This window comes from Sodaliphilus pleomorphus (assembly GCF_009676955.1).
Classification (GTDB): domain Bacteria; phylum Bacteroidota; class Bacteroidia; order Bacteroidales; family Muribaculaceae; genus Sodaliphilus; species Sodaliphilus pleomorphus.
Map to the genome: position 1 here is coordinate 2,412,104 of NZ_CP045696.1, position 23,604 is coordinate 2,435,707.

At 44.4% G+C, this 23,604-nt stretch carries 21 protein-coding genes; 12 read left to right on the top strand and 9 right to left on the bottom strand.

The annotated features are described in order from the left end of the window. Window positions 1–15: 15 nt before the first annotated feature. Together GF423_RS09895 and GF423_RS14280 are read right to left on the bottom strand one after the other, a co-directional pair. Window positions 16–1,149 (bottom strand): AAA family ATPase, encoded by a 1,134-nt coding sequence (locus tag GF423_RS09895; protein ID WP_154328200.1) that lies wholly within the window; start codon window positions 1,147–1,149, stop codon window positions 16–18. A gap of 111 nt (window positions 1,150–1,260) precedes the next feature. Next, window positions 1,261–1,386 carry a hypothetical protein gene (locus GF423_RS14280; RefSeq protein WP_262885022.1) on the bottom strand — a complete coding sequence of 42 codons (126 nt, stop codon included), beginning with the start codon at window positions 1,384–1,386 and terminating at the stop codon, window positions 1,261–1,263. Between the two features lie 110 nt (window positions 1,387–1,496). Here GF423_RS14280 and GF423_RS09900 point away from each other — a divergent pair, with 110 nt between their 5' ends. Then, entirely contained in the window at window positions 1,497–2,612 is a 1,116-nt protein-coding gene (locus GF423_RS09900) for a hypothetical protein (RefSeq protein ID WP_154328201.1), read from the top strand. Window positions 2,613–3,083: 471 nt separating this feature from the next. Here GF423_RS09900 and GF423_RS09905 read toward each other — a convergent pair whose 3' ends face one another. From GF423_RS09905 to GF423_RS09915, 3 genes are all read right to left on the bottom strand, one after another. Continuing rightward, complete coding sequence (locus GF423_RS09905) at window positions 3,084–3,728, bottom strand: recombinase family protein (protein ID WP_154328202.1); 645 nt, start codon at window positions 3,726–3,728, stop codon at window positions 3,084–3,086. Window positions 3,729–3,820: 92 nt separating this feature from the next. Further along, window positions 3,821–4,063 carry a hypothetical protein gene (locus tag GF423_RS09910; RefSeq protein WP_154328203.1) on the bottom strand — a complete coding sequence of 81 codons (243 nt, stop codon included), beginning with the start codon at window positions 4,061–4,063 and terminating at the stop codon, window positions 3,821–3,823. Between the two features lie 106 nt (window positions 4,064–4,169). Beyond that, window positions 4,170–4,853, bottom strand: coding sequence for a hypothetical protein (locus GF423_RS09915; RefSeq protein WP_154328204.1), 684 nt, complete (start codon window positions 4,851–4,853; stop codon window positions 4,170–4,172). A gap of 349 nt (window positions 4,854–5,202) precedes the next feature. On the opposite strand from GF423_RS09915, the gene GF423_RS09920 reads away from it, so the two are divergent. The 4 genes from GF423_RS09920 (at window position 5,203) to GF423_RS09935 (ending at window position 9,430) form a co-directional block, all read left to right on the top strand. Further along, on the top strand, window positions 5,203–6,894 hold the full coding sequence (locus GF423_RS09920) for a DUF262 domain-containing protein (protein WP_154328205.1): 1,692 nt from the start codon (window positions 5,203–5,205) through the stop codon (window positions 6,892–6,894). Between the two features lie 87 nt (window positions 6,895–6,981). After that, a complete protein-coding gene (locus tag GF423_RS09925; protein WP_154328206.1) occupies window positions 6,982–8,085 on the top strand; it encodes a hypothetical protein in 1,104 nt (367 codons plus the stop codon). 166 nt (window positions 8,086–8,251) lie between these two features. Then, entirely contained in the window at window positions 8,252–9,109 is an 858-nt protein-coding gene (locus GF423_RS09930; protein ID WP_154328207.1) for a hypothetical protein, read from the top strand. 138 nt (window positions 9,110–9,247) lie between these two features. Continuing rightward, a complete protein-coding gene (locus GF423_RS09935) occupies window positions 9,248–9,430 on the top strand; it encodes a hypothetical protein (protein WP_154328208.1) in 183 nt (60 codons plus the stop codon). Window positions 9,431–10,123: 693 nt separating this feature from the next. On the opposite strand, the gene GF423_RS09940 is transcribed toward GF423_RS09935, so the two are convergent. Continuing rightward, entirely contained in the window at window positions 10,124–10,582 is a 459-nt protein-coding gene (locus GF423_RS09940) for a hypothetical protein (RefSeq protein WP_154328209.1), read from the bottom strand. Window positions 10,583–12,016: 1,434 nt separating this feature from the next. Between GF423_RS09940 and GF423_RS09945 the strand changes: the two genes are divergently transcribed. The 5 genes from GF423_RS09945 to GF423_RS09965 all read left to right on the top strand — a co-directional run bounded on the left by GF423_RS09945 (window position 12,017) and on the right by GF423_RS09965 (window position 14,746). Then, on the top strand, window positions 12,017–12,211 hold the full coding sequence (locus GF423_RS09945) for a hypothetical protein (protein ID WP_154328210.1): 195 nt from the start codon (window positions 12,017–12,019) through the stop codon (window positions 12,209–12,211). Between the two features lie 74 nt (window positions 12,212–12,285). Further along, a complete protein-coding gene (locus GF423_RS09950; RefSeq protein WP_154328211.1) occupies window positions 12,286–13,200 on the top strand; it encodes a hypothetical protein in 915 nt (304 codons plus the stop codon). Next, window positions 13,197–13,526 (top strand): hypothetical protein, encoded by a 330-nt coding sequence (locus tag GF423_RS09955; protein ID WP_154328212.1) that lies wholly within the window; start codon window positions 13,197–13,199, stop codon window positions 13,524–13,526. Before GF423_RS09950 ends, GF423_RS09955 begins: the two co-directional genes overlap by 4 nt. 240 nt (window positions 13,527–13,766) lie before the next feature. Continuing rightward, window positions 13,767–14,009 (top strand): hypothetical protein, encoded by a 243-nt coding sequence (locus GF423_RS09960; RefSeq protein WP_154328203.1) that lies wholly within the window; start codon window positions 13,767–13,769, stop codon window positions 14,007–14,009. Window positions 14,010–14,101: 92 nt separating this feature from the next. After that, entirely contained in the window at window positions 14,102–14,746 is a 645-nt protein-coding gene (locus tag GF423_RS09965) for a recombinase family protein (RefSeq protein ID WP_154328202.1), read from the top strand. Window positions 14,747–15,214: 468 nt separating this feature from the next. Here the strand turns inward: GF423_RS09965 and GF423_RS09970 are convergent, their stop codons facing one another. The 3 genes from GF423_RS09970 to GF423_RS09980 all read right to left on the bottom strand — a co-directional run bounded on the left by GF423_RS09970 (window position 15,215) and on the right by GF423_RS09980 (window position 20,494). Beyond that, on the bottom strand, window positions 15,215–16,480 hold the full coding sequence (locus GF423_RS09970; RefSeq protein ID WP_206113219.1) for a tyrosine-type recombinase/integrase: 1,266 nt from the start codon (window positions 16,478–16,480) through the stop codon (window positions 15,215–15,217). 296 nt (window positions 16,481–16,776) lie between these two features. Continuing rightward, window positions 16,777–18,321, bottom strand: a complete 1,545-nt coding sequence (gene guaA / locus GF423_RS09975; RefSeq protein WP_154328214.1) for a glutamine-hydrolyzing GMP synthase — start codon at window positions 18,319–18,321, stop codon at window positions 16,777–16,779. Window positions 18,322–18,469: 148 nt separating this feature from the next. Then, window positions 18,470–20,494 carry an OPT family oligopeptide transporter gene (locus GF423_RS09980; RefSeq protein ID WP_154328215.1) on the bottom strand — a complete coding sequence of 675 codons (2,025 nt, stop codon included), beginning with the start codon at window positions 20,492–20,494 and terminating at the stop codon, window positions 18,470–18,472. 299 nt (window positions 20,495–20,793) lie between these two features. Here GF423_RS09980 and GF423_RS09985 point away from each other — a divergent pair, with 299 nt between their 5' ends. Together GF423_RS09985 and GF423_RS09990 are read left to right on the top strand one after the other, a co-directional pair. Further along, the gene (locus tag GF423_RS09985; RefSeq protein ID WP_154328216.1) at window positions 20,794–22,737 is read left to right on the top strand and encodes an IS1634 family transposase; all 1,944 of its coding nucleotides are present in this window, start codon (window positions 20,794–20,796) and stop codon (window positions 22,735–22,737) included. 141 nt (window positions 22,738–22,878) lie between these two features. Then, complete coding sequence (locus GF423_RS09990) at window positions 22,879–23,598, top strand: MgtC/SapB family protein (protein ID WP_154328217.1); 720 nt, start codon at window positions 22,879–22,881, stop codon at window positions 23,596–23,598. The last annotated feature ends 6 nt before the right edge of the window (window positions 23,599–23,604 follow it).

Genomic DNA, 23,604 nt, shown 5'->3' on the forward strand with positions numbered 1-23,604 from the left:
ACACAGCCTTGTGGACTATTGCAATGTCGACAGCCAGATGCCGAAGAAGCGGTCATACACCTCGTAGGCATTGTTGTCCAGGTCGATAATGAGCTCCTTGTCGACGAGCGACTTGATGGCCGAGCGCACTGTGCTGGCGGCTCCCAAACGGTATTTCTCGATAAATTTTTTCCCAAGTATCTCCCTCGCCGTCCCTTCGCAGGCAATAGCCCGCAGCAACCGCCCTTGAAACGGGGTGACGAGGCGCAGAAAAGTTTGGTAAGTAGCCTCACCCTCCTGCACGATGCTGTGTATCGTGTCTTGTACAACGGTTGTGGTTATCAGTTTGTCGTTGCTCTCATAGAGCCGGTTGAGCACCATTTGCACATACCATGTGTGGCCACGCACCATCGTGTAGGCCTCGTGAAAGGTCTCGGCCGCAAGCCTCTGGCCATGGCTTTTGAATTTTGCTTCGGCAAAGGCAAAGTAGGCTGCCTCGTCGATCTCTTTCAACGGCATCATCTGCGTGCTTTGAAAAAACGGTCGTGCTGCCGAGGCAAACATCTCTTCCAGCACGTGTCGCTGGCTGCCCGAGAACACAAAATGTACCGATGTCAAGCGCTGGACATAGGAACGTAGCACTGCCTCGATATTTTGCTCGCCGTAGCCCACTATCGACTGAAACTCGTCGAAGGCAATGTAGCATTGCCGGCCCGATTGCTCCATGTATTGGAAAATTTCGGCCAGTGAGTGCTCGGCCATCTGTGGCTGCATGTCGACCGAGAACGACGGCTCTCCGGTCATCGGGTCCAGGGTGAGGGTAGGGCGCAACGACTTGAAAAAGGCGGCCACCGTCTTCATCACCTTGGTCCCCCGCGTGTCGAGCGTGCCAAGCACGGCATTGGCAAGCTGACGCACAAGCGAGGCAAAGCAGTCGGTTTGATACAGGTCGACGTAGTAGCACGAGGCGTGCTCATTGTTGCGCCTGAGCATGTGGAAGGCGTGGTGTATAAGTCCTGTCTTGCCCATGCGTCGTGGGCTCACGAGTGTGACATTGCGGCCATTGCGCAATGCCGAGGTCAGCCTTTGGGTCTCTTCGGCCCTGTCGCAAAAGTAGGTGGGCGATATGTAGCCCGTGAGCAGGAAAGGATTGGATGGCTTCTTGATCATCTGGTGTGCGGTTTTTTTTTGTATGTGTTGCTTGTTGCGAAAAGTTCGTTGCGAAAAGTTCGTAATGCAAAAATAACAGATTTTGCCGATATCACAAAGCCTTGTCGTCGATTATTTTTGTCGTGGAACCGGGTTGTAGGGTGTAGGATCGCTGGCTTCTCTGTGTCTCACCGGCAATGCGGCAGGGCTTCCCTGGCGTGTGGGTTGCAAAAATTGGGCGATGATTTTTTCTTCCATTTTCTTTTTTTTGCTATATAAGTATTAACTTTGTGCCAGAACGAGGTGTACTACTCCTTTTTCGTCAGGAAACCACATCTGTTTAACCACATCAACCATCATCACCAGCCATGCAACGATTTCCATTTTTCCTGCTCCTCTCCACTGTCGTGCTTGTCGCGTGGGGGGCCTTAGCGCCGCGTGGCGCTGCTGTCGCCCACAGTGTCGAGGGCATCGATGTCGACACTGCCGCTGCCGCGCCCGACACCAGTGTCGACGTCATTGCCTACTTCTGCAAGCGCGACACCACCTGCTACACCTATGAGCACTCCCGCATCAAGATCAAGGGAGGCGACACCACTGTCATGAGCTCGGTGCAGGAAGAGTTCTACGTCACTGTGCTCGACTCAACGGCCCAGGGCTACCGCATGGAGTTTTGCCCCACAAGCATCGATTTCCCTGACGCTACTGCCGGCGACAGTATCGACTTCAGCTCGATGCTCACGCTCTTGGCCAAGAACATGGTGGGTCGTAAAATCGTGTTCACCCTCTCGCCCGAGGGCAAGCTGGAGCACATCAAGAACTGGAAGGCCCTGCGCCGTGAGCTCAAAGACGGCTTCAAGCACATGATCGACAGCGTGTTCAACCGTTTGCCCCAGCTCGATACCGTGTTTGACCGCGCCAGTTTCTATGACCTCGTGAGCGTCCAGTACGACTCTGAGGAAGACGTCATCAACTCCTTGAGCGAGCTCTCGCTGCTCTTCTCGTGTCACGGGTTGTCGTTCCCGCTCACAGCCGACTCGACCTTTGTCATCGACGACGACCCCGATGCCACCATGCCGCAGCAAGTGGCCTTGAACACTGGCATTCTTGGTGCCGACGACGTTGATCCCTTCGACGAAATGGGCGAGTACGACTACTACATCGACCTGCGCACCCACACCGACCTGCCCCCCAGCATGATTTCGCTCGTGCTCAAGAGCACAATGGCTCTGCTGGGCGACTGCGAGAAGGGCAGTGCCGAGGTGACAAAGGGCTTTGACGACGCCGTCAAGGGCATGAAAGACCTGAAGTGCAACGGCGATGGCCGCTCGGTGATCAGCTACAGTGTAAATGGCTGGCCCAAGCACATCGTCGAGACCAAGCAGGTAGAAGTGACCGGCACCCAAGACGGTAAGTCCTTGCGAGAGTCGCGTATCGACCTCAAGAGCATCGACTGGTCCAGCCGCTCTTGGTTCAACTTTTAGCCGTGCCTCTTCTCATTTTGGCGGCCCAGCTGTGCGCTGTGCATCGCCTTGCCATTTTTCTTCTTAATGGCAAAAGACACGACCGAGGCGCAGTCTCTCTCTCTCTCTCTCTTGTGCGGGGAGAGCAGGGCTGCGCCTCGGTGTTGCTGAATGGAGGTAAGGGCTATTCCCACTCAATAATAATGGTCTCTTGATTACCAATATGTTAAACACATTTCTTCTATATTTGGTGTTACAAATGGGTGTCACCCTTGTGCTGTGCGAAGATAATCATTATCTCGATCACAACCAAATGTGGGACCTAAAGGTGTAGAACCGTTTCTTTAGTCTCATACAAGTGCTGAGACCAATGCAATATTTTTTTGCAACTGTTCTCAATGGTGTACCTCTTCCGATCTCTCTGATTGGTCCAGGATAGTCCTTGAGAAATTGATATGTTGTTTTCTTTGGTCGAGCCATATTCATATAGTTTTAGAGTGCGAACTCTCGTTTTACCTTCTGGACTGTGGATGGAGAGAAGCCTGTTATCTTGGCTGTGTTCCGGACCGACTGACCTGTTCTTAAGTTCTTCAAGATAGACTTGTATTCTGTGGCCATCTGGTCTTTAGTCTTGATACCAGAACCTTTTGGCTTGCCAAGTCGACCTCCATCTCTCACATACTTGTCACGACCAGACTTGAGTCGATAGTAGATAGTTTCTCTCTCCAGTTCTGCTGCTGTTCCCAGGACTGCACACATTATAGTGAGATATGGGTTCTCCTTTCCTGATGGAGAAAAGATGGAGAGTTGTTCCTTGAGAAAGTAGCAGTTGATATGGTGATCCTTTAGCCACTTGATACTCTCAAGGATCTCATCACATCTACGACCTAAACGAGAAAGTTCTGAGATAAGGATGACATCTATATCGTTCTCCAGAGAAAATGAGAATGCTTCTTGAAGAAGTGGTCTCTCCTTATTAGTCTTGCCACCTGATATGTGTTCTTGAAAAACCTTGACAACTGTAAGGGCATTGACATCTGCATAGTGATTAAGGTCCTCTACCTGTCTTGTTGTGTCTTGTCTTGACTCCAACGATCCTGATGAAGAGCATCTGGTGAATATGATAGCCTTTTTCATACTTTAGTGTATTAAGGGTAAAAGTGTGCTGAACTTAATCTATATATATTGTGTAATACGACGACGAAGTGTATCGTCGTTTATCTTTGATATTATTTGGCACATTTAAGTGTACGATTTGAATCAGATAAGATTTTTATCAAGTGATCAGCTATTCTAACAGCATCCTCAGTTGTGGAAATTGTTGGTATAGGATGAGCATAGTTGCTACACATTCCTGCAAGAATAAGTGACGCTGCCTGGAATCTTCTCTGTTCCCAGTCTATCTTTTGATTGGATTGTTCTCTGAAGAACCGAACTGCTGCTTCAAAGAAATGAAGTTCTATCGTTGTCATATTGTGCTATGTTTTATATGTTATTCTGTATTACGAAGTTAGCAGATCTTTTTGAGACAAACAAGAGAATAGATTGCTTATTTTATTGAATATCAAATATTTAGCCTTATTTTGCCATTTGTGAACACAAAAAATACGACGATTGCGATTTCGCTCGGCAATTCATTTCTTTCCTAATTCCCTTCAATGTCATAACAAGGGCATTGAACTTTTCATCAGAGTCACAATCTTTGATATACTTCTCAATGAGATTTTGAATCTTATTGATAGCCTCACCTTCTCCATAGGTACTCTTGAGCTTATTACCTGAGAGAATAATCAATTGAGAAGTATCATTCTTCTCACGCCCAAGTGATGGAAATACCAGATTGATGTATGCGAACTTATACTCTACATAAACATTCACTTCATAAGCCTTAAATGTCTCAAATGCAGTCTTGATAGGTTTACTCATTGGATTAAGTGTAGCACTATACTCCACAAGACACTTGTTTTTACTATTAAGAATTTTAAGGTTCTCTGCATATTCTTTGTTGAACAAGTAACCAATCTGGTTTATCTTCTTACAATCATCCTTGCACTTATTAATATCAGTAAAGAGGGGATCAAAGTCAAAACCTTTTGCTGTAGCCCACCCCTTAAGTACCTTAACAGAGAATGGATTCTTTGTAATGACAATTACAGATTGCAGGAGTTGATTGCGACTCACTGGATACTCTGTCTTCCAGGTCATATCATAAGATGTCCAACCTGAAAGGTACTTGTGATTTTTCTTAATTGTAATCTTCATAATGAGGAATGTGTTTTAAGTTAATATTTTAGAAAACAATACATTGTGTTAAAACAAAATTGATTTTTATATGCCATTTCTGTATTCTATTGCAAAGTTACAAGTGTTCATTCTAGAGATGAAGTGAACCAATATTGGGTGAACTCTATAGAATTGATAGCGAAATGAGAACGACGACGATTCTCGTCATCGCAGTATCCTATATTGTCTGAATTTGATATTGGAGAAGAATGAGTCGGATAAAACTTGCCTATGTTGTTGATTTTTTATAATTTTCACCTCTAAAACATATAGATATTATTAAGATTCTATAAGTTATAGTATTGACATAAACAAAAACTCAACTGATATGGATTTCATACCAACAACAATACGTGGTCTCTTTGATACAAGCATTCAGTTTGTTATACCCGTTTATCAAAGAGCTTATTCTTGGCAAATTGAAAACTGGAAAGTTTTCTTAAATGATTTATTAGAACAAGTAAATCGTGAGAATGAGTATTCTTATGGAAACTTATTGTTAGAAACAATTAAGAAAGATTCTGATTATGATGTGATTGATGGTCAACAACGACTCACTACTCTAATCATTTTCATGAGATCGTTGTATAATGTTCTTGAAGAGAAGGACGCTGATGAAGAGCACCTTGCTGATGTTGAGGAGTTCTTTGAAAAGAAAAAGAGAAAAAGATTACGCCCAGTCGATAATGACAGAGCATGTTTTGATTCTATTATTATAGAAAACAAGACATATCCAGTGACATCTAACTCGCAAAAATGTATCAATGATGCAAAAGATTACTTTTTCAAAGAATTGTCAAAAGTCGATCTTGATACACTAATACAAATAAAAGATATTATTCTTGATAGCAAGGTTAATAGACTTGAACTTCAGGGTAAAAAAGAGGCTGCACTTATGTTCGAATTACAGAACAATCGTGGTAAAGACCTAACTAACATGGAAAAGCTAAAGTCTTATTTTATGTACCAGATGTATGTAAATAGTCCTGCAGAAGAGACTGATGCTAATGTGGAAAACATTTCAAATTATTTTAAAGAAATATACAAGACTGTTTATGATATAAAAGGGATTGATGAAGATAGTATTCTTAACTATCACTGTTTCGCTTATCTTACTGCATCGTTTAATTATAGAAACCTCGATGATATTAAAAAGGAACTTGCTTCAAGTGATAATAAAATAGAATGGATTAATAATTTTTCCCGTGAATTGGCTACAACATTCTCCAATCTAAAGACTCTCCAAACAAATAATTCAGAATACTATAAAAAACTATATAAAGTTCGTGGAAAGGAAAGTTTGCCTGCTTTTATTTATCCTTTCATCATTAAGGGATACAAATATCTATATAATGACTCTGTGAGTCTTGACAAACTATTCCACATACTTGAGATTCTTGCTTTCAGATACCATCTAATGTCTAGTAGAGCAGAAATAAACAGTAGATTAACAGATAGTCTACGTTCATTCCACGGTGATGTTGAATCATTAAAAACATCCATTCAAAAGAAATTGAACGATTCCTGGTATTGGGGAGATAACAGAACAAAAGAAGTTTTATCAGGTTGGATGTATGAAAATCCCGTTCTACACTATATTCTTTGGGAATATGAAGAGTACATTCAAGGCAAAGGGTATAAAATTGGCAATATTGAAATAGAAAATGAACAGATAGAGCATATATCACCTCAAAATCCGACTAATGGAGATCCAATAGAAACGGGTTATGATGTAGATGATAATAATAATTATAGTGAAGAATTTTGTAATAAGTATCTTAACTGTCTGGGCAATTTAATGCTTATTTCCGGTTCTCATAATGCATCTATCGGAAATAAACCATTCAGTGACAAAATCAATTCTTATAAAGAAAATCCGCTACTAAACCAACAAGCTGAAATAAAGGATTTTATAGAAGATAACGAAGTGGTTACATGGAAAAAGTCAAATATAGAGAAAAGATTAGATAAAATCCTTTCTTTTGCTCTTAATAGATGGGATTTCAATTCTGTTAATTGAAGATACAAGACAAAGTAATCAAGAACAATAATAAGTTGACCTTCACTATTGTTCTTAAATTTTCTATCAACCAAAATAAAATTAAAAATGTTAGAAATTGATATATTATATAAAAATGGAGTTCAATTACAAAATACTACTCCTGAAGAACTATTAAAGATAGAGCCAGGACAAGTTGTCTACTTTGTTCCCAAAGATGGAATGGATCAAAGATCTTCCATACTAATAATGAAGTTCTTTCAATTTTTAAGAAAACTACACGAGGACAATAATGTTAAGTTATTTATTGCCCCTACAGAGAACAAACTATTGATAGGCAATTTTGCTGGGAGAAGCCCTAAGGAAGTTGAAATTCCATATAAAGTAATTGTCTCGAATCGTAACACGATTGCTGGTTTTGCTGCAGAATACTTTGGAGATGACATAAATGATATTATGAGTCGTATCCCATCATCTGTCTCTAGTTTTGGTATATCTATTTTACCAATAGAGCCCATGATTATTCATATAGACAACAATAACAATCTTCCAGTAGTTCAGCAAACTGATATATCAACTACAGAAGTTCCTAATGCTTATTATACAGAACTCCTTCCGTCTCAGCCCCAAAAAGAAACCGATAGGCTCAAACTGATTTCTGATTATGAAGTCAAGATTAGGCAAATGCTTTGGGATATTGATTATCTTAATATGGGTGATGAAATCAACATCAAGAGTATTGTTGATGATATCATTGCGAAAAAGGAGAAACAGTTGGAATACAAACTTTCTATCAAAGCTTCTGTTAGACAAAAATCTGGCAATGTGGATTGTGACATATATGTTGGTGACGGAATTAAGCTTGAATTTAAAGCAATACATAAAGCATTATATATGACATTCTTGATGCTAGAGAATGGATTGAAAATAAACGATGTTACAGATGAATTCATAGAACTGATACAGAAAATCTACAATAGGTTACCAGATAAATCATACAAGGATGGTGGGTTATTGTATTCGAATCAAATGCGACCAAGCACTATGAGAGGTTACATTTCTGAAATTAACAGAGCTGTCGTTAAGGCAATCCCAGGTGGACGAATTGGGTATAGGTTCTCTATCGTCACAGAGGAAAGGAATCACCCATATATAATCAAAGCATCTACAGAAGAAATCCGGAACCAAATTAAAGAACTCTTTGGCCTGTAGCATATATCATCAGTAATAATAAGACCAAGCCCTGCCACATTTGTGGTGGGGTTTTTTGTTTATGGTCCACCCAATATTGGATGTTTAGTTTCCACTCAGCATCTTTCGTAACTTTGCATCAGAAACAAGAAATCAATGAAATAATAAATTAAAAACATTAAATATTATGACAGCATTTAATCAAACTAACTTTCTGAGTTCCTTGAAGAAGGAGTATGATATGATCCCTTATATCCAAAGCAACAAGGGTGCAAAGGTAATGGTGGCAGATGCAATTAAGGCCAATCACTTTGATCCTGAAGAATCACTCTCTTTCATCTACCATTCTATGAACCCTTCTCAAAAGATTGCCCCTGCCGAGTGGAAGAAGATGGTGGTGAATGCAGTTAAGTATTACTCACCTGTTGGCTTCAAGATGGAGACGATGAAGAAGGTCCTCAAGACAACAAAGGTGACTCCTGAGTGGATTTTCTCACTCTTCGTTTGCTCCTGGGAAAAGAATGTCAATCTCCTGAAGTATGAACTTTATCTGGACACCCTGGGTTGGCAGGATGTTGTCGAGAACTTGGTTGGAATGAAGGAAGAAGAGAAGCCTGAAGTTGAGACTGTAGAAGATGAAGTTGTAACTGATGATGCAGTGACAACAGAGGCCAAGACAATTGAGGAAGAAGAGAACACATCTTCTATCAAGTCAGAGAAGGTGGATCCTCGTTGCAAGCCTGTAACTCTTTATAAAGATGGCGTTGAGAAGACTTGGCCATCGATGAAGAAATGTGAAGAAGAACTCGGCGTCGCTCATGGTACTGTTAGCCAGTATTTCAGTGGCAAGATGAAGTCAGTTAAAGGTTGGACCAACGAGAAAGATGCAAAGAAATCTACCACGGAGACGAAACACTTGAAGAAAAAGGCAGTGAAGCAGACGGAGTTGACAAGGATGGCAATAAAGTGGAGAAGATTTGGAAATCAATCTCTGAAGCTTCAAGAGCAACCGGTATTTGTCATTCATCTATCTGCAAGTGTGTAAGTGGTAAATATAACTATAGCAAAGCTGGTGACTACAAGTGGGAGATTATTGAAACCGCTGCTTAAATAAATGAAAATGGTGCGGAGAAGAACACTCCAATCTTCTCCCACCTTTTAAAAACATAAAAAAAAGAAAATTATGATTTTACCTTCAATGACATATTCTGAGATTAAGGCAGAACTTAAAAAGGAGTATAAAGCAATGTTTGCTTATGCAGATAGATTGACACATCAAAATCAGTACAAAAGAGAGGGATTGAAACATTCAGAACCAATTACCTTCAAACCAGTTGCTTGGACAAGTAAAGGACTTAACAAGTAAGTTATTATTCCATGTACTAATGGAAAAAGATTTACAAAGAAGTTTGGTGTATGCTATCTTGCATTTTGTGTTTTTTTTGATGAAAAGAACTATCTGAGTGCAGCGACATATGATAAAAAAGGAGAATGTTGCTTCTTTAGAAGTCATTTGTTTCAACGCTTTGGAGAGCGATTTCTGAAAGATAAATCAAGGAATAAACTTGAACTGATTATGGAGTTTTTTAAGCGTAATCAATAAATTGTTAGATGTCCTTTCTATTCTGCAGCAAAGCATGAAAATAGTATTTTTTGTAGTGTTGAGGATGGTGTGATTCTTGGGAGTAAAGAGAAAGAATATATTGTATACAAAACATTTATTTCTGAAGAAATGCTGAAAGGAGATGAACTTGACTATAACGCTAATGTCAATCAGGGACTGAGAGCGTTTGTAGAACTTGGAAAGGTGATGCCAATTGCATGCTAAAAATCAAAACATTGTCATTGGTCTATGTTGGTAACAAGGGGTTTTTGTAATAAACGGGCCCCTTGTCAAGCCTGTCCTGAGTGTGTAATGCTAAGATTTCCAAAAATAAAAGAGCCTGGATTCGTGACAGTTCCAAGCCCTTTTTTTAAGAATATGGATAGTATAGCTCATATTCTATGTGTTTTCAGGGGGTATAATACCCCTTTATTGGTATTTCTTGTAGTTTTACTTTTAAAATTGGACATCCACTTTCCCAAATTCTCGGATGTTATTTGCAAGAGTCTTACTAATAATAAAATCTTCGCATAACACGCCTTCTGTTTCGTCATCTATTTTCTTGCTAGTATCAAATAGACACCAAGATATTCTCTTCTCCTGCCTAGCTTTTCGGCAATATTCTCTCACCATATAGCACTTCGTAGGATATATTTCTCCTGTACGAGCAAGCCATTCGTCGTCGTAATAATGATTTCCTTCTGACTGCCATTTGGAAACTCCACAAAGATGTTCAATATATTGTTCTGTGGTTTCGATTTCTTTGCCAATGATTTTTTTACTATCAGTGTCAGACCACAAGACATTAAATCCACACACTTCCACTACTTTTCGGATGTCTTCCTCTGGATTATCTTCAATAGCCAACCAGATAGGCTTGTCAAGTAAAACAACTTTTTTAATTTTTGCTTCCATATTCTTCTTATATTATTTGAATTGTATCTTTAGCGTCCCTTTAAAATCAGGACCCTAATATATTTATGAGAAAAAACTTATAAGAATATTGTCGACAAGTGTCACTGCTGCAAGGAAACAACTAAAGTTTTTGAATACAAAATTGGATATAGAAAGAACCAAAAAATCATTTTTGAACACATTTTTTTCGCGACGACGACATTCGTGCGAAGATTTTTTATTTTTGTTATATTTACAGAAATTGATTTTCATTGACTGAGTTTTGAGGTCAAATATAGAGTAAAACTGATCCATAATATTTTGAAAATTAATTTACATAAATATAGTAAGAATGGATAGTTCTTACAGTTTTAATTTAGTTGATTAGTTTAGATTGTTATAAGGATGTCAGCCACATTAATCCAAAGTGCTATTAAGAAGATATTTTTAAGTTGCACACGGTTGAAATTAAAGGTGAGTGGTTGCACCAACATTTCAACTGTGTGTTTTTTATAACCAGTCAGTACATTGTGTATGTAATTCAGGTGACAAGCGGTCCAAAAGACATAGCATCATCTTTACTGGCAAAACTGCTTGCAAGTTCAACCAGCTGACGAAATCCAAGGTTATAGTTATTTGAAATATAGACTGCTCAACAGACAGCACAAGTCAGGGGTAGTTGAGTCACAGTTCAGTCTGTGCGAGGATATCAGTGAAGACCATTGTCTGTATTCTCAAATAACAGAGTTACTTGGAAGGAAGAAACATAAGGGGTTACACCTGAAAATCTTTCACTGATGTAAGGGATTGTTGTACCTATTCATGAAGAAGTTAATTAAATCATAGACTTCAATGAAATATTCAATTAATAAGTAGTTAATCATTCTGTAAATCAATTCATTCTGTGTAACGAAGTGAAACAGAATGACCTTACAACTATTAGTTGAAACAATAAAGAAATTATTAGATAGGTAAGATGAACGTTCAAACAACAAATGACTTGTCTTACCTATCTTATAAATAAAGAGTTATATGGCCTGTATTGTGTCCTGTTATGTTAGTTATCACTTAGGTCATTGTTTGCTCCGCAGGCTACACAAACAATGAATTATATTAGATATCCATATAAGGGATAAGGTAAGAGAGGCTTTCTTTATAGAATAAAAAGATAAGAAAGGAAATTAGATAGATAGAAAGATACAAAGAAATCTGCTTTGTCTGTTTTATAGCAGGACAAGTCTGCTTCATCATTCCTTATTTCGCTTTGCTCCATATAGGAATGATGAATTGATACTTGATATTATAGATATGGTTAGATAGGTTTCTTTATAGGAGATAAGAAGAATATGACTTGATTTGGAGATTCTTGAAGGACTTCTTACCTTGATTGAACTACTACACTACTTGCTATAAGAAAGTGTTATAGAACTAAGATATAACGAACTAAATAGAGTTATGGTAGAACAAACAAATAAAGAAATTCTGGATAGAATAAACCAGGAGTTTACTGAATACCAGCATCAAGTTGAACTCTCAGAAAAACATCTAAAGTTCGTAGTTAGACTAAACCAAGAAGAACGTGATATGGATAAACTTGACTCACTGCTTAAGCAGATTACTTCTAAAATAGAAATCAACTTAAATAATTGACTTCTTCGTTATATTCGTTATATTTGTTCCAGAAGAAAAACCCCATAAATACAATATATAAAAAATACAAAGTTATGGATGGTAAGAGACGAAACATAGGATACTTTAAAGATTTCCTAAAAAAACAAAGACAAAAACTAATCAAAGAATCTCAAGTTAAATTGGAGGTAGAATGGTGGGACAAAGCGATCGCAGAGGTGTTGGATGATTTAACAAAAGAAACAAATGGCAACTTGACTATAGAGAGTGTAGAGAAGTACTGCAGAACTAAAAACACTATCTTGGGAAGAAATGAATCAAATGCACTTTATGATGATACCATAATTCTCCAGCATATAAAGGAACTGATATTTCAGCACCACGGTGATAGTTTCTTGGTTAATTGTCAAGGAAGTGAGAACGAGACAATTCACACAAAAGGAATGGTAATTGAAGAATTGGCTAATGTTATTTTGGACAAATTAAGGGCTATATCTGGAAGCGTTTCAAAAGAGGACTGGCCAGCTGCAAAACTAATTGACAAAGATTCAACACCAGCACCTGTCAACAATGAGGTTCCTGATTATGATGAATATTGTGATGATGAAGATATAATTCCAGAAGGGAAGAAACAGAAACATATAGTGAGGTCTTTCGATAACTATCAAAAGTTATTGACTGAGGCAGTTTCAACACTCAAATGCAAGAGTTATACAGATGTGCTGGATAAATGCCTGAAATCAATTGAAAAGGAAGCAGGGAGTCTGATATATGAGGATGTGCTAAAAGTTGTGGAGAAAGGAACTACAATGGCTTCCTATGTTCATCAAAAGGCTCTTGGGGCAATTGAAGCAGCATCTAAATCAGGGCTGTTATTTGCAGAAGAACTTCCAAAGGATGCTGATACAAGTAAGAACTTTTTTAGTCAAGCCATCTCTATTTTTGCCAATGAAATTGTGGCTGATGTTTTGAAGCAGATAAATAAAGAATCAGGAGCAGAGAGGATATGAAAAAGTTAAGTGAAACATTGGTACTGGATGAAACCTATATCCAGGAAGAGCCCACAAGAAATGTTCCATCTATAAGTGATAAGGTAAGACAGATAGAGGAGTTCGCCCATAAGAAGGCTAGTATCATCAAAACATGGACAAAGATAGATAACCATCCAGAGGCTCAAGATATGAAGTCTGATGTAGGTAGTGCATTTGATGAGAGCGATCTGGATGAAGAGATTGGAAGTGCTTTTGAAGCAATTGGAGAAGGTGGTATAATTTATTGCAGCTTTGAGCATTCATTTTGGGTAAGACATAATGGCCAGCTCATCAAGGTGATGTAAAATCAATGAAAATATCAATTGAACCAATATTAGGAGGAGATGTATCAACAATGACACATCTCCTTTTCATCTTAGTACATAAACGACGACGACAGCCATCGTAATACAACATGTGTTCACAAATGGCAAAATAAGGCTAAATATTTGATATTCAATAAAATAAGCAATCTATTCTCTTGTTTGTCTCAAAAAGATCTGCTAACTTCGTAATACAGAATAACATATAAAACATAGCACAATATGACAACGATAGAACTTCATTTCTTTGAAGCAGCAGTTCGGTTCTTCAGAGAACAATCCAATCAAAAGATAGACTGGGAACAGAGAAGATTCCAGGCAGCGTCACTTATTCTTGCAGGAATGTGTAGCAACTATGCTCATCCTATACCAACAATTTCCACAACTGAGGATGCTGTTAGAATAGCTGATCACTTGATAAAAATCTTATCTGATTCAAATCGTACACTTAAATGTGCCAAATAATATCAAAGATAAACGACGATACACTTCGTCGTCGTATTACACAATATATATAGATTAAGTTCAGCACACTTTTACCCTTAATACACTAAAGTATGAAAAAGGCTATCATATTCACCAGATGCTCTTCATCAGGATCGTTGGAGTCAAGACAAGACACAACAAGACAGGTAGAGGACCTTAATCACTATGCAGATGTCAATGCCCTTACAGTTGTCAAGGTTTTTCAAGAACACATATCAGGTGGCAAGACTAATAAGGAGAGACCACTTCTTCAAGAAGCATTCTCATTTTCTCTGGAGAACGATATAGATGTCATCCTTATCTCAGAACTTTCTCGTTTAGGTCGTAGATGTGATGAGATCCTTGAGAGTATCAAGTGGCTAAAGGATCACCATATCAACTGCTACTTTCTCAAGGAACAACTCTCCATCTTTTCTCCATCAGGAAAGGAGAACCCATATCTCACTATAATGTGTGCAGTCCTGGGAACAGCAGCAGAACTGGAGAGAGAAACTATCTACTATCGACTCAAGTCTGGTCGTGACAAGTATGTGAGAGATGGAGGTCGACTTGGCAAGCCAAAAGGTTCTGGTATCAAGACTAAAGACCAGATGGCCACAGAATACAAGTCTATCTTGAAGAACTTAAGAACAGGTCAGTCGGTCCGGAACACAGCCAAGATAACAGGCTTCTCTCCATCCACAGTCCAGAAGGTAAAACGAGAGTTCGCACTCTAAAACTATATGAATATGGCTCGACCAAAGAAAACAACATATCAATTTCTCAAGGACTATCCTGGACCAATCAGAGAGATCGGAAGAGGTACACCATTGAGAACAGTTGCAAAAAAATATTGCATTGGTCTCAGCACTTGTATGAGACTAAAGAAACGGTTCTACACCTTTAGGTCCCACATTTGGTTGTGATCGAGATAATGATTATCTTCGCACAGCACAAGGGTGACACCCATTTGTAACACCAAATATAGAAGAAATGTGTTTAACATATTGGTAATCAAGAGACCATTATTATTGAGTGGGAATGAAAAAATGGTATTTTGAAGGTCTAAACGATCATTTTTGAACATGATCCCCAGGACTGAATTGACTACCATAACAACAATATTACCAATAAGTTAGACCACATTTCAGACATTTGGCTATCTGGAGTGTGGTCTAATTTTGTCCTGGTGTTATTTGGCAACACTACACCATATCATTTTCAAATGGTTTTTGAGCTTTATAGAACTCTTCTGCCATCATTAAAGCATTCTCTTCTGCAGAGACTTTGATATATTTGAGGAAATTTGACTCTGTTGTATGTCCAGTTAGTTTCATTATTGCTATTGTTGGGAATCTTCTCTTAAACATATTAGTTGCAAAGCTTCTCCGAGCTGTGTGCATCCCAACCAACTGATATTTTTTATAGGCAAGAGTGGAGACCTTACCACCCCTGTTTTCAACCATTCTGAATTCATTATTAATACCAGCAAGTCTTGCACACTCTCTTAAATGGTTGTTGGTTTTTCCTTTGTCACATAACTTAGGAAATTGGCCTTTGTATTTCTTGTATATTGCAAGAACCATAGGATGCATTGGTATTACAATTTTCTGTTTAGTCTTTTCCGTTGTAATAGTAATAGTCTTTGTCTCTGTATCAAACTTTGCCTTTTCCAATCTATTGATATCACTTCGTCTCAATCCAGTCCAACAGGCAATGATAAACAGGTCTCTGGTTTTCTCCATTGTAGATTTTGAATCTATCTCTCCTGCATCTATTAACGAAGTAATGTCCAATTGATATATCTTCCTAATCTCTTCTTCTGTAAGATAGATGGCATCAGTATTTGTGCATTTTCCTTTAAGAGACTTGTATGAATCACCAAATTCAAAACCTTCTGCCTTGGCTGCATTAAGAAATGGTTTCAATACTCCAAAAGTAGCATATACAGTATTCTCTTTATAGTTCTTTGTAGAGTAGCACCAATCTGTGAATTTTTGTGCAAATCCTTTGGAAGTAAAGGTTTCAAAGGTATCAGGCAATTTTTTATCTTTAAGAAAACTTGAAAGTCTCTTTACCACTGTCCTGTGGTGAACCTTTGTTCTCTCACTGATATATCTACCTGTGTGACTATCTATTCTTTTCTGCTCAATGTAGTATGTAAAGAACTCAATAGGAGACATTTTCAATGTATGTTTCTCATCCTTTCTTATCTCTGTGATATCAGATATAGCTGAACGGATAGTGGCTAATAAGTCAGAATCAGGAATGCCTGAATTATATATTCTGCTCACTGTAGATACTATCTCATCAAGCATCTTATTTACTTGTTCACTATGTTTATTATCTCTCATAGTGAATTTCTCTTTACTTGTAAAGCACCTTTGCTTTACCTTGTCAAAACTGGCTGTAAGTACGTTTTGTTGGGTACTTACTCTTAATTGTCTACCATCCACTCTTATTATTGCCATAAGCAATGAATGTTCCTTGGATGGAGTCTTTAGATTGATGTTAATTGTAATACTCATAACCTGCAACTATTACCAATAGTAAAAAAATAATTTTTATGTTCCAAGAGGTGTTACAAGGTGTCACAAAAAGGTGTTACTTTGCCAAATAACACCAGGACAAAATTAGACCACACTCCAGATAGCCAAATGTCTGAAATGTGGTCTAACTTATTGGTAATATTGTTGTTATGGTAGTCAATTCAGTCCTGGGGATCATGTTCAAAAATGATCGTTTAGACCTTCAAAATACCATTTTTTCATTCCCACTCGATTGTGGCCGGTGGCTTCGACGAGATGTCGTAGCACACGCGGTTCACGCCCTTCACCTTGTTGATGATTTCGTTGCTCACGCGGGCCAGGAAGTCGTAGGGCAGGTGGGCCCAGTCGGCAGTCATGGCGTCTTGACTGGTGACGGCGCGCAGGGCCACAGGGTGCTCATAGGTGCGCTCGTCGCCCATCACGCCCACGCTGCGAATGGTGCTGAGCAGCACAGCGCCGGCTTGCCACACGTGGTCGTAGAGGCTTGTGCCGTCGTCGAGCACATAGTTGTGCATGGCCTCGATGTAGATATCGTCGGCCTCTTGCAGGATGCGCACCTTGTCGCGGGTGATGTCGCCCAGGATGCGCACGGCCAGGCCGGGACCCGGGAAGGGATGGCGGTTGATGAGGCGCTCGGGCATGTGCAGCTCGTGGCCCACGCGGCGCACCTCGTCCTTGAAGAGCCACTTGAGCGGCTCGCACAGCTTGAGTTTCATGTCTTTGGGCAGGCCGCCCACGTTGTGGTGGCTCTTGATGGTCATGCCCGTGATGCTGAGCGACTCGATGCGGTCGGGGTAGATGGTGCCTTGCGCCAGCCAGCGGGCGTCGGTTATCTTCTTGGCCTCGGCGTTGAACACCTCTACAAAGTCGCGGCCTATGATTTTGCGCTTCTGCTCGGGGTCGGTCACGCCTTGCAGGTCGGTGAAGAACTTGTCGCTGGCATCGACGCCTATCACGTTGAGTCCCAGGCCACGGTAGGCATCCATCACCTTGCTGAACTCGTTCTTGCGCAGCATGCCATGATCAACAAAGATGCAGGTGAGCTTGTCGCCTATGGCCTTATTGAGCAGGGTAGCACACACGCTCGAGTCGACGCCGCCCGAGAGACCCAGAATGACCCGGTCGTTGCCCACTTGCTTCTTGAGCTCGGCGACGGTGCTCTCGACAAACGAGGCTGCGCTCCACTGCTGGCGGCTGCCGCATATGTCGACCACAAAGTTCTTGAGCAGCTGCTTGCCCTGTGTGGTGTGGAACACCTCGGGGTGAAACTGCACGGCCCACACGGGCTGGTCGAGGCTGGCATAGGCGGCGTTTTTCACGTCGGCCGTCGAGGCTATCACCTTGCACGAGGCCGGAATGGCGGTGATGGTGTCGCCGTGGCTCATCCACACCTGGCTGCCCTGATCGAAGCCCTTGAAGAGCGGGCATGCCGTGTCGATCCACTGCAGGTGGGCGCGGCCATACTCGCGTGTGCCGGTCGGCTCCACCTTGCCACCGCCGCTGTAGGCAATGTACTGGGCGCCGTAGCATATGCCCAGCACGGGCACCTTGCCCACAAATTGGCTCAGGTCGACCTTGAAGGCTTCGGGGTCGTGCACCGAGTAGGGCGAACCCGAGAGAATGACTCCAATTACGCTCTCGTCGCCCACAGGGAACTTGTTGTAGGGCAGAATTTCGCAGAACGTGTCGAGCTCACGCACGCGGCGGCCTATGAGTTGGGTCGTCTGCGAGCCGAAGTCGAGAATGATAATCTTTTGCTGCATTGTGTTTACTTTTCGTTTATATAGTGTGTGTGTAATCTTTAGTTGAAATTTCCTGTGCTGTTGTGGCAGCATTTTTTATCAAGCAGCACTTGGCCCTCGCGGGGGCCAAGTGCCTGTGTGTGCATGTTGCCGCTGTAGTGCAGCGTCGTTATTCCTTCTTGGCCTTCATGCAAGCCCATATGAAGTAGGCGATGAGCAGGACGTAGAGCACGAGGCTCACCAGGTTGCTGGCCATGTCGCCCAAGGCATAGGTCTTGACAAAGGCGGTGATGCCGTCCTTGAAGAAGAAGAGCAGTGCAGCACTCACCACACCCATCAGGGCACCGCCGGCGATAAAGCCGCTACCCAGCAGGGTGCCGCGTTGCTGGCGTGCCTCGTTGAGCTTCTTGTCGGTGGTGCGGGAGCCCACGAGCCAGCTTATGGCGCCGCCCACGAGCAACGGGGCATTGAGGTTCATGGGGATGAACATGCCCAGAGAGAAGGCCAGGGCCGGCACCTTGAGCCAGTTGAGCAGGCAGGCCAGCACGGCGCCCACGATATAGAGGGTCCAGGGGGCAGGTTTGCCGGTCATCACGGGGTCGATCACGGCTGCCATGGCATTGGCTTGGGGAGCTACCAGGGCATCCTTGCCAGTGAAGCCGTACACCTGATTCAGGAGCATCATCACACCGCCCACGGTGGCAGCGGCCACAATGGTGCCCACGGCTTTCCACGTTTGCTGCTTAGCTGGCGTGGTGCCTATCCAGTAACCTATCTTCATGTCGGTGACCATGCCACCGGCCATCGAGAGCGCGGTGCACACCACGCCACCTATCACCATCGAGGCCACAATGCCTTGCGAGCCCTTGAGGCCGATGGCCACAAAGACGCCCGAGGCAATGATGAGCGTCATCAGTGTCATGCCCGACACAGGGTTGCTGCCCACAATGGCAATGGCGTTGGCTGCGACGGTGGTGAAGAGAAACGCAATCACCACCACCACGATAAAGGCTACAATGGTCTGCATGAGGTTGTGAATCACGCCTATGTAGAAGAAGATGAAGGTGACGATGAGCGCGGCACACAGGGCGAAGACGAGTGCCTTCATCGAGATGTCGCGTTGGGTGCGCACGGGCTTCACCGTCTCGGCCTTGGTGCCAAACGACTTTCCGGCCAGCCCCACGGCGCTCTTGATCACGCCCCACGACTTCACAATGCCTATGATGCCGCTCATGGCGATGCCGCCTATACCTATGTAGCGTGCACCGGCCACCACGCCTTCGGGCGAACTCACGCCCTTGAAAATCTCCTCGGCCGATAGCGCGGCCAGGTCGGGATTCATGCCCATGAGCGGTACAATCACCCACCAGATAAACGCGCTGCCGGCAAAAATGATGAAGGCATAGCGCAGACCCACGATGTAGCCCAAACCCAGCACTGCGGCACCGGTGTTGATCGAGAACATGGCCTTGGTGTTTTGGGCAAACTCCTGCAGCTTGGGCACTGCCGTGGTCGAGAGCGTGTCGGTCCATATCTTAAACGAGGCAAAGAAATCGTAGAGACCGCCTATGATGCTGGCAATGATGAGCGGCTTGGCCTGGTCGCCACCCTTCTGGCTGCTGATGAGCACCTGGGTCGTGGCCGTGGCCTCGGGGAACGGGAACTTGCCGTGCATGTCCTTGACAAAGTACTTGCGGAACGGGATGAAAAACAAGATGCCCAGCAGGCCGCCCAGCAGCGAGCTCAAGAATACCTCGAGAAAGTTGACGGTGATGTCGGGATACTTGGCCTGCAAGATGTAGAGGGCTGGCAGCGTGAAGATGGCTCCGGCCACCACGATGCCCGAGGCAGCGCCTATCGACTGGATGATCACATTCTCGCCCAGCGAGTTCTTGCGGTGGGTGGCGGCCCCTATGCCGGCAGCGATGATGGCAATGGGAATGGCGGCCTCAAACACCTGGCCCACCTTCAGCCCCAGGTAGGCTGCGGCGGCGCTGAATATCACGGCCATGATCAGGCCCATGGTCACCGAGTAGGGGGTCACTTCGGGATAGTTGCGGTTGGGCTTGAGAGGCGGGATGTACTCTTCGCCTTCTTTCAGTTCTCTGAACGCGTTCTCGGGAAGGGAGTAGTTTCCTTCTTGGTCTTGAACGGGCGATTCGACTGCATTTACACTTGTCTTTTCGTCTTCCATTTATTTGTTTTTTAAGTTGAATAAACACTAAGATATCGCAAAGATAGTGCAAAATTTCTTACCTTTGTAAAAATTAGGAGATAAATAAGAGATGATAGAATCGATATATCACGACATCATGAGCCCCGATGTGAATGTGGCCGGAGCCGTCGGGACTTTGACAGTTAGAGTGTAAAATTTTTTCTAACGGGACTTTGACAGTTAGAGTGTAAAATTTTTTCTAATGAATTGTTGCACAGTTCATTTTTTATTTGTATATTTGTAGCTAATAGTAGTTATTACATTAAAGGATTATCGATATGAAGGCGACATTCGGCACTACAAAGAAGGGCACGTGGGCTTACATCCAGAAGTCGGTGCGCATCGACGGCAAGTCTACCACAAAGACTGTCAGGCGGCTGGGGCTGCTTGAGGACATCAGGCGCAAGTACGGCTGCCAGGACCCGCGCCAGTGGGTCAGGGACCTGGCGGCCCGCATGACCGAGGAGGAGAAGGCCGGCAGGGAGCGCATTTCGGTTGACTTCTACCCGGGCCAGACCGTGGGGATGGGCGACCTGCCTCCGCGGGCGGGCGGCGACCTGATGCTGCTGCCGCTCTACAACAGGCTCGGCCTGCCCCGCATGTGCGCCGAGATCAAGAAGGCGAGCAAGGCGAAGTTCGACCTCGACGGGATATTGAGGACGCTGGTCACGGGCCGTCTGCTCTTCCCCTGCTCCAAGCAGAGGACGCTGCGAAAGGCGCAGGGGCTGGTGCGGCCCCCGAAGTTCGGCGAGGCCGACATGTACCGGGCCCTGAGCCTGCTCTCGGGCCACATCGACGACATCCAGGCCGGCGTCTACGCCTGCTCGGCCAGGTTCATGGAACGCAGGGACAGGGTGATCTACTACGACTGCACCAACTACTACTTCGAGATCGAGGACAACGACAGGGACACGGTGAACATAGAGACCGGCGAGCTCGTGGCCGGGCTGCGCAAGCGCGGCAAGTCGAAAGAGAACCGGCCCAGCCCCATCGTGCAGATGGGCATGTTCATGGACATGGACGGCATCCCGCTGGCCTTTGTGGTCTTCCCGGGCAACGAGTCGGAGCAGGCCACGCTCCAGCCGCTCGAGGATGTGCTGAGGCGCAAGTTCGGCCTGACCGAGTTCGTCGTCTCCACCGACGCCGGCCTGGCCTCGGAGGGCAACCGGCGCTACAACATGGACCAGGGCCGCGACTACATCTGCGTCCAGTCGATCCCCTCGCTGCCCGCCGCCGACCGCCGGGCCGCCGTCGACCCCAGGGGCTGGAGGCTGGGCTACTGCGCCGACGGGGAAAAGGCCAGGCTGCTGCACGAGAAGTACTCCGACGGCGGCCTCTACAACCTGGACGTGCTGCGCGAGGGCGGCCAGGCTGACAGCTCCCTGCTGCGCCAGACCACATTCTACAAGGAGATACTTGTCGACAAAACCGTGAAAGGCCTCAACCCGCAGTGGCTCGAGGCCCGCAGGGAGAACCCCGGCGCAACGCCCGTCGACGCCCGGGGGCGACGCATCAGGCAATGGCAAAGCTCCTCCAGGGCCGAGAGGGTCATCATCACCTACAGCCACGACTTCGCCCTCTTCCTCAGGCACAAGCGCGCCGAGCGCCTCGCGGCGGCCAGGAAGATAGTGGCCAGGGGGCAGGCCAACCCGCGCCGCTCGCAGCAGTCACCGCTCAACTACATAGAGACCATACACAAGACCGACGACGGACAGACGGCCGTCAAGACCGAGATGGTCATCAATGACGACATCCTAGGGCAGGAGGAGAAGCTCGACGGCTTCTACGCCTACGCCACCTCGCTCGACGACGAGGCCGCGTTCGTGCTCAAGGCACGCTCCTTCCATCACGAGATAGAGCACCTGTTCCGCACCACCAAGACCCACCTCGAGGCCAGACCCGTCTACCTCTCCAGGCAGGACCGCATCCGCTCCCACTTCCTCGTCTGCTTCCTCGCACTGCTGCTGCTCAAGCTCCTGCAAAAGCAGCTGGCCGACTCGTTCCCCGAGGCCTACAAGGAGCACCCCCTGACCGTCGACCAGCTGATCGACACTCTCCAGAACCTGCGCTTCGGACAAATCCAGGGACTGGGATACGTGCCCATGTTCCAGCGCACCAGCCTCACCGACCAACTGCAAGAGCTTGCCGGTGTGGAAGTTAACAAACAGATAATCACAAAAGCAGCGATGAACGCGTTCTACCGAAAGGTTAACAAAGGTTAATCCTTGCAGCACCGAAAAATTAGCTACATTACTTTACTATGTAAAGTATTGTGTAGTAACACGTTAATACAACAAACTGTCAAATTAGGAAAGATAGTGCAAAATTTCTTACCTTTGTAAAAATTAGGAGATAAATAAGAGATGATAGAATCGATATATCACGACATCATGAGCCCCGATGTGAATGTGGCCGGAGCCGTGTTCAAGCTGTTGTTGAGCATGCTGCTGGGGGCAGCCATAGGCTTCGAGCGGCGCCGCAAGGGCCAGATTGCGGGCTTGCGCACTTTCTCGCTCATTGCCATGGGGGCCACGCTGGCCATGCTCATCAGCATCTATATCCCGCAGGAGTACCTGGGCCTGAAAAACGGCGACCCGGGGCGCATTGCCGCCCAGGTGGTGAGCGGCGTGGGCTTTCTGGGTGCCGGCGCCATCATTCAGATGAAGGGCTCGGTGCGCGGCCTCACCACGGCGGCCGGCATCTGGATGACGGCTTGCATAGGGCTGGCCGTGGGGGCAGGCATGTACTTGATTACCACCATCGCCACGCTGCTCATCATCTTTGTGCTGGTCTACATCGAGAAGTATGAGCAGCATGCGGGCTTCTTGTGGGAGCACAAGGTGATAAGGGTGAAGGTGCATGGCATCGTGAGTGATCTCGACAAGAGTCTCGACGTGTTCAAGAAATACGACGTGAAGGCCTCGCGCGAGTATGTGAAATACGAGTACGAGAACAATGTGTCGATCATCAACTATGTGGTGCTCACGCGCGACACGGTGAGCGTGACCAATCTCTTTGGCGAGCTGGAGGCCTGCTTCAGCGACCCCATCTCAATCACATTGACCAACGAACCCAACTTTTGACCGCAC